5 protein-coding genes are annotated in these 6,139 nt (G+C 58.7%); all 5 read right to left on the reverse strand.

Features of this window, described 5'->3' with window-relative positions; genetic code table 11:
• Window positions 1–1,913, reverse strand: a 1,913-nt coding sequence (locus tag GSM73_RS07595) for a heavy metal translocating P-type ATPase (RefSeq protein WP_256676763.1), incomplete at its 3' end; no start/stop codon positions are given.
• Between the two features lie 147 nt (window positions 1,914–2,060).
• A complete protein-coding gene (locus GSM73_RS07600; RefSeq protein WP_047227181.1) occupies window positions 2,061–2,600 on the reverse strand; it encodes a FixH family protein in 540 nt (179 codons plus the stop codon).
• Window positions 2,601–2,611: 11 nt separating this feature from the next.
• Window positions 2,612–4,027, reverse strand: a complete 1,416-nt coding sequence (ccoG, locus tag GSM73_RS07605; protein WP_047227182.1) for a cytochrome c oxidase accessory protein CcoG — start codon at window positions 4,025–4,027, stop codon at window positions 2,612–2,614.
• 488 nt (window positions 4,028–4,515) lie between these two features.
• Window positions 4,516–5,526: a hypothetical protein gene (locus tag GSM73_RS07610; RefSeq protein WP_160892003.1), complete on the reverse strand. Its 1,011-nt coding sequence runs from the start codon at window positions 5,524–5,526 to the stop codon at window positions 4,516–4,518.
• Between the two features lie 6 nt (window positions 5,527–5,532).
• Window positions 5,533–6,139, reverse strand: a 607-nt coding sequence (locus GSM73_RS27100) for an RHS repeat-associated core domain-containing protein (protein ID WP_256676764.1), incomplete at its 5' end; no start/stop codon positions are given.

Raw genomic sequence — 6,139 nt, forward strand, 5'->3', positions numbered from 1 at the left:
CAGGCGGCCAGCAGTGCCGGGGCGTCGGCACGCAAGCGGTCGTCGAGGACGAACCAGGCCAACGGACCGATGTCATCACCCAGCAGCAACCATTGTCCGGGCTCATCCGGCATCACCGGCACCGCCGCGCCACTGAGTTCGCAGACAAAACCGGGTTGGCCGATGCGCAGGCGCTGGTCACCCACCAGCCCTTCCAGGCCCAGCCCCGGGGTGCTTTGCACATGCTCGGCGGCCAGTGGCGCGCGGCCAAAGGCACGGGCGATGGGGTGTTCGGAGCGATTTTCCAGGGCAGCGGCCAGGCCCAGGCATTGATCACTGTCCAGGGCCGTCAGCGTTCGAATGGCGCGCAACGCCAGACGCCCTTCGGTGAGGGTGCCGGTCTTGTCGAAAATCACCGTGTCGATCTGGTTCAGGCCCTCCAGCACATGGCCGCGAGTCAGCAGCAGGCCAAGCTTGTGCAGCGTGCCGGTGGCGGCGGTAAGAGCGGTTGGCGTGGCCAGGGACAGTGCGCAAGGGCAGGTAGCGACCAGCATCGCCAGCACGATCCAGAAGGCGCGAGAGGCATCCAGTTGCCACCACAGCAGACCGATGGCCGCCGCAGCGACCAGGGAGAACAGCAGGAACCATTGCGCGGCGCGGTCGGCGATTTCCGCCAGCCGCGGCTTTTCGGCCTGGGCTCGTTCCAGCAACCGGACGATGGCCGACAGCCGGGTGTCTTGCCCCAGTGCCAACACCTGGACCGTCAATGCGCCTTCTACGTTAAGGGTGCCGGCCGTCACCGTGTCGCCCACTTGGCGAGGTTGTGGCAGGTATTCGCCGGTCAGCAGTGATTCGTCCACGCTGGACTGGCCGTCGAGGATTCTGCCGTCGGCCGGCAGAACCGCTCCGGGATGCACCAGGACCCGGTCGCCGGTGCGCAATTCGCTGAGGAGGATTCGTTCGCTCTGGCCGTTATCCTCCAGGCGCAGGCACGAGGCCGGCAGCAGATTGACCAGTTGTGCGGTGGCGGCAGCGGTGCGCTCCCGGGCACGGCGTTCCAGGTAGCGACCGGCCAGAAGGAACAGTGCGAACATGCCCACGGCATCGAAATACAGCTCGCCCACCCCGGTGACGGACGTCCAGATCCCGGCCACGTAGGCACCGCCAATGGCCAGGGACACCGAAACGTCCATGGTCAGGTGTCGGGTGCGCAGGTCGCGCATCGCGCCCTTGAAGAACGGCGCGCAGCTATAGAACACGATAGGTGTGGTGAGGAACAGCGCGACCCAGCGCAGGATGGTGTGCATCTCCGGGCTCAGGTCGATGTTGAATTCCGGCCAGGTGGCCATGGTCGCCATCATCGCCTGGAACCAGAGCAAACCGGCTACGCCCAATTGGCGCAGGGCCAGGCGATTTTGCGCGGCCAACTGTTCGCTGGCCTGATCGGCCTGGTAGGGATGGGCGACGTAGCCGATCTGGCGCAGTTCGGCCAGCAAGGTGCTCAGCGGCAATTGAGCGTCGGCCCAGCTCACGTGCAGGCGGTGATTGGACAGGTTCAGCCGCGCCTCGGCCACGGCCGGCAGGCTGCGCAGTTGTTTTTCGATCAGCCAGCCGCAGGCGGCGCAACTGATGCCTTCGATCAGCAGCGTGGTTTCGGCCAGCTCGCCTTCATGGCGCACGAACGACTGCTGCACGTCCGGGCGGTCGTACAGCGCCAGCTCATCGATCAACTGGACCGGCAGGGTTTCGGGGTTGGCCGACGCTTCGCTGCGATGCTGGTAATAGCTTTCCAAACCACCAGCGACAATGGCCTCGGCCACCGCCTGGCAGCCCGGGCAGCACAGCTCACGGGTTTCACCCAGGACAACGGCGGTGAAGCGACTGCCCGGGGGGACGGGCAGGGCGCAGTGGTAGCAAGGCAGTGGGGTGGTCATGAGGTATTCACATATCGAAACTTTCTGGCATCTGAAGGCCTTTTCGCGAGCAGGCTCGCTCCCACAGGTCTGCGTCGTTGTGAATTGAACCTAACGACACCTCAATGTGGGAGCGAGCCTGCTCGCGATTGCGCGCAGCGCAGCCGTCTATTTCTTCAGGTCTTCAGCGCCTTGCAGCGGTTCATCGCCGAGCAGGATGGCCTGGTCATGGTTGATCTGCTCTTCTTCGAACAGGCGCCAGGTCTTGTCGTTCTCCACACCCAGTAATTCGACAAAGCGCCGGCCTTCGATCTTGTCCGTCAACTGACCGACATACCGTCCCGGCTCGCTGTCGTTGCGCGTCAGGACGATCTTGCGATCCTTCTCCGGCTGGGTGGGCGAGATCAGGCTCAGTTCCAGGGTCTGGGGCCGGCTGTCGCCGCTCAGGCGCAGGTTCACTTCGCCGGTGACGTCATCCAGTTGCACGTTGGCATGCAGTTGCAGGGTCTGGCCCAGCAGTTCGCGCTCCAGGGAGCGGTTGATGCCCTTGCCGGCTTCGTAGTAGTTGTCGTTGACCAGGTTGTCCGGGTTGTTCACGGCGATGGTCACCATGGTCAGACTCAGCGTCACCGAGCAGGCCAGGATCGCAATGATGATCCACGGCCAGAGATGCTTGTACCAGGGGCTGGTGGCGGTTGCTGCAGGCATGTTCAGTTCTCTCAACGAATTTGTGGGCCGATGAACCGGCTCTTGGCTTCAACATGAACGCTGTCGTCATCGGCATCCTTGAGGATGAACGTCACCTCGTTGGTGCTCGACGGCAGTTGGTCCGGTGCACTGGACAGTTCTACCGGCTGGGTGAAGATCTCACCGGCCGCGACCTTGATTTCCCGGCGTCCCTGGAGCTTGAGATCCGGCAGGCCGGAGGCCTCCAGCACGTACGTATGGTCGTGCTGGTCCTTGTTCATGATCTTGAGGCTGTAGACGTTCTCGATCCGGCCTTCGGCGTTCTCGCGGTACAGCACGCGGTCCTTGCTGACATCAAAACCGACCAGCGAACGCATGAAGAACGCGGTCACCAGCAGGCTGATCATTGCCAGCAGCACCAGGGCATAACCGATCAGGCGTGGGCGCAGTTTATGGGTTTTCTGCCCCGAGAGGTTATGTTCGGTGGTGTAACTGATCAGCCCGCGCGGATAATCCATCTTGTCCATGATGTTGTCGCAGGCGTCGATGCACGCCGCGCAGCCGATGCATTCAATCTGCAGGCCATCGCGAATGTCGATACCGGTGGGGCAGACCTGGACGCACATGGTGCAGTCGATGCAGTCCCCCAGGCCCAGGGCCTTGTAGTCAACGCCCTTCTTGCGCGGGCCACGGCTTTCGCCCCGACGCGGGTCGTAGGAAACGATCAGGGTGTCCTTGTCGAACATCACGCTCTGGAAACGGGCGTAAGGGCACATGTAGATGCACACCTGCTCGCGCAGCCAGCCGGCGTTGCCGTAGGTGGCGAGGGTGAAGAAGCCGACCCAGAAATACGACCAGCCATCGGCCTGGCCGGTAAAGAATTCGAACACCAGTTCGCGAATCGGCGTGAAATAACCGACGAAGGTCATGCCGGTCACAAAACCGATCAGCAGCCACAGGCTGTGCTTGGCCAACTTGCGCAGGAACTTGTTCCCGCTCATGGGCGCCTTGTCGAGCTTGATGCGTTGGTTGCGGTCGCCTTCGGTGACCTTCTCGCACCACATGAAAATCCAGGTCCACACGCTTTGCGGACAGGTGTAGCCGCACCAGACCCGACCGGCATAGACCGTAATGAAAAACAGGCCGAACGCGGCAATGATCAGCAGTCCGGACAGGAGGATGAAGTCCTGGGGCCAGAAGGTCGCACCGAAAATGAAGAATTTGCGTTCGGGCAGGTTCCACCAGACGGCCTGATGCCCGCCCCAGTTCAGCCAGACCGTACCGAAATACAGCAGGAACAACACGCCACCGCCGACCATCCGCAGGTTGCGGAACAGGCCGGTGAAGGCACGGGTGTAGATTTTTTCCCGAGAGGCATACAGGTCGACGCTTTGGTTCGCGTCCTTGGCAGGCGGGGTGACGTCATGTACCGGAATCTGGTTACTCATCAAAATGCATCCCACGGCAGTGGAAAAGTGCCGGGATCAGTACGTGCCGACCACGGTCAGAAAGGGTATTGCAGTGGTGCAATGATACGCCTGTAGGTCTAGCTCAAGGGTGCGACCTTTGGTCGCGTTGGGACTCTGCATAGAATGGTGTAGCGGATGTAACAAGTCATGACCCAGATCAATTGACTATAGACATTCCATGGCGTTGGCGAAAAAAACCATGGGCCGGCGACTCGTTCGACAGGCCCTCCTGATTGTTTTGTGCCACTATTTTTGGCGGCTCCGCCGCCCAGCGGGAGTAAGTTCCCTCGCCACGGGGATTTGCGCTTAACCTGCGCCTGGTCATTTGTTCGCAAGCGCCAGATCGAACTGCTTGTTTCCCAATTTGATCTAGCCGCCAGGGTTTTCTTGAGCACAGCCGAATCCCGGCTCTGATTATTTTTGTGCGCTGCAAAGAGAAGCGTAAGGCGCACAAATGCATCAAGTTTCTACCGGCGGTACAAAATGTTGTAGAACGCGGTTTGCTCATCCTTGATCAAGGACAGATCGTGCCCCGTGAGAATTTTTTCGAACAGCGCTTTGTTGACTGCCATCCGACGCATGATGATCACCTCCAGCAATTGGCCGAACAGCGCTTCATCACGGACGTGTTTTTTCAGTTTTAGAATTTCGTGAGGCTTGTCTTTCAGGACGTGAAAGGCGTAATTCATCACAACCATATTGGAGACGAACAGGTTTGCCGTTGACTGAAGCGGATTGACCGCGTCGATCAAAGCATCAAATATTTTTTGCCTGTCCTGAGCATAGGTGGGCAAAAAAACGTCGGGGTACATAAGCTCGCTGTGACGATCATTGATCGCGCAGCGGTAATGGGTATCGTCGGGCTCGCTGAGTAATCTGACTGTGCTTGTTTGAAACGTTTTCAACGTACTCAGCAGTTGATGCTCTTTCCTGCTGTCGGCCTTGATCGCTTTGTAAACCACATCAATCACATCCAGAAAAGCCACGGACCCCAGCCCATCGGTCGCCATCATCAACTGATTGCCCTCGATGCTGAACCGACGATACGCCTCGTCATCGATGCTCAATTCGAAGAGGAGGAACCTAAGCATGTAGTTCCTGAGGCGCGCATCCGCATCCAGGGTGCTGTTCTTCAAGCTGATCAGTTGGATCAGGTAGAAGAAAATAAAATATTCCTTGTTGGTTCGTTGACGGTTGTCGATTTCAAACAGGTAGCCAAAGCGCGACAGGACCAGGAGGAGGGCGTAGCAGTCGGGTTCCGTGAAGCCGTTCTTCAGCATGGCTTTTTCGAAAGCGCTGGTGGAAAACAAGTCCCGCCAGCGGCTAACGCTGAAGGGAGCGCCATTGTGTTTTTTCGCGACGACGTTCAGTAGCGAAGGCTCGTCTTCTTTGTAAAAAACAGCACCCAACGCCTTCGGATACGGCCGGACGTTCAGGAAATTTTCAAGCTTGTATGAGAGAAGATCGAATATGTCCATCTGGCTTTATCCGCAGGTCTTCCATTTTCCGTTCGGGCCTTTCTTCTCGACACGAAATGACGTAATGGTTTTATTGAATTTATCCAATAATCGGAAACCGATGCCTCTGGCCTTGGGCTCATTCGTCTTGGACAGCACGCCATCTTTCAGGCCCGTCTCTTTATAGTCAACGGTAGAGATGTCCTTGTGGTTATTGAGCATGCTGACCCCTTCGTTATTGACGGTGGCCACTACCCGATACTTCTCATTGCCTGGGTTGAATCCAGGGTTACTGTCCTGGTTGACCCAGACCGCTTTCTCTCCTCGGATATTCGGAACCAAGCCGCCTTTGCCTCCGTTGGCGGCCTTGGACGAGACGGTTTCGCTCTCGCCCATGTACCGGATAATCTCATTCTCTTTAAGCCCCAGCGGGTCGATCCAGGTAAATGGATTCGGTGCGTAGCGATAAAGATTCAGGCTTGCGGCCAGGCCCAAGGGGTCGGGCGTGGTAAAGCGGCCTATGTCGGGATCATAGAAGCGGAAGGTGTTGTAGTGCAGGCCTGTTTCCCGGTCCAGGTATTGCCCCTGAAAACGCAGGTTCTGTTCTTCGATGTAGTACGGCTCACGGACTTCA

It is taken from the genome of Pseudomonas sp. PICF6 (genome assembly GCF_009831705.1).
GTDB classification, from domain to species: Bacteria; Pseudomonadota; Gammaproteobacteria; order Pseudomonadales; family Pseudomonadaceae; genus Aquipseudomonas; species Aquipseudomonas rhizophila.

Coding starts and splice junctions, on each gene's coding strand:
- GSM73_RS07600 (WP_047227181.1), bottom strand. CDS start 2,600: ATGCCTGCAGCAACCGCCACCAGCCCCTGGTACAAGCATCTCTGGCCG.
- ccoG (WP_047227182.1), bottom strand. CDS start 4,027: ATGAGTAACCAGATTCCGGTACATGACGTCACCCCGCCTGCCAAGGAC.
- GSM73_RS07610 (WP_160892003.1), bottom strand. CDS start 5,526: ATGGACATATTCGATCTTCTCTCATACAAGCTTGAAAATTTCCTGAAC.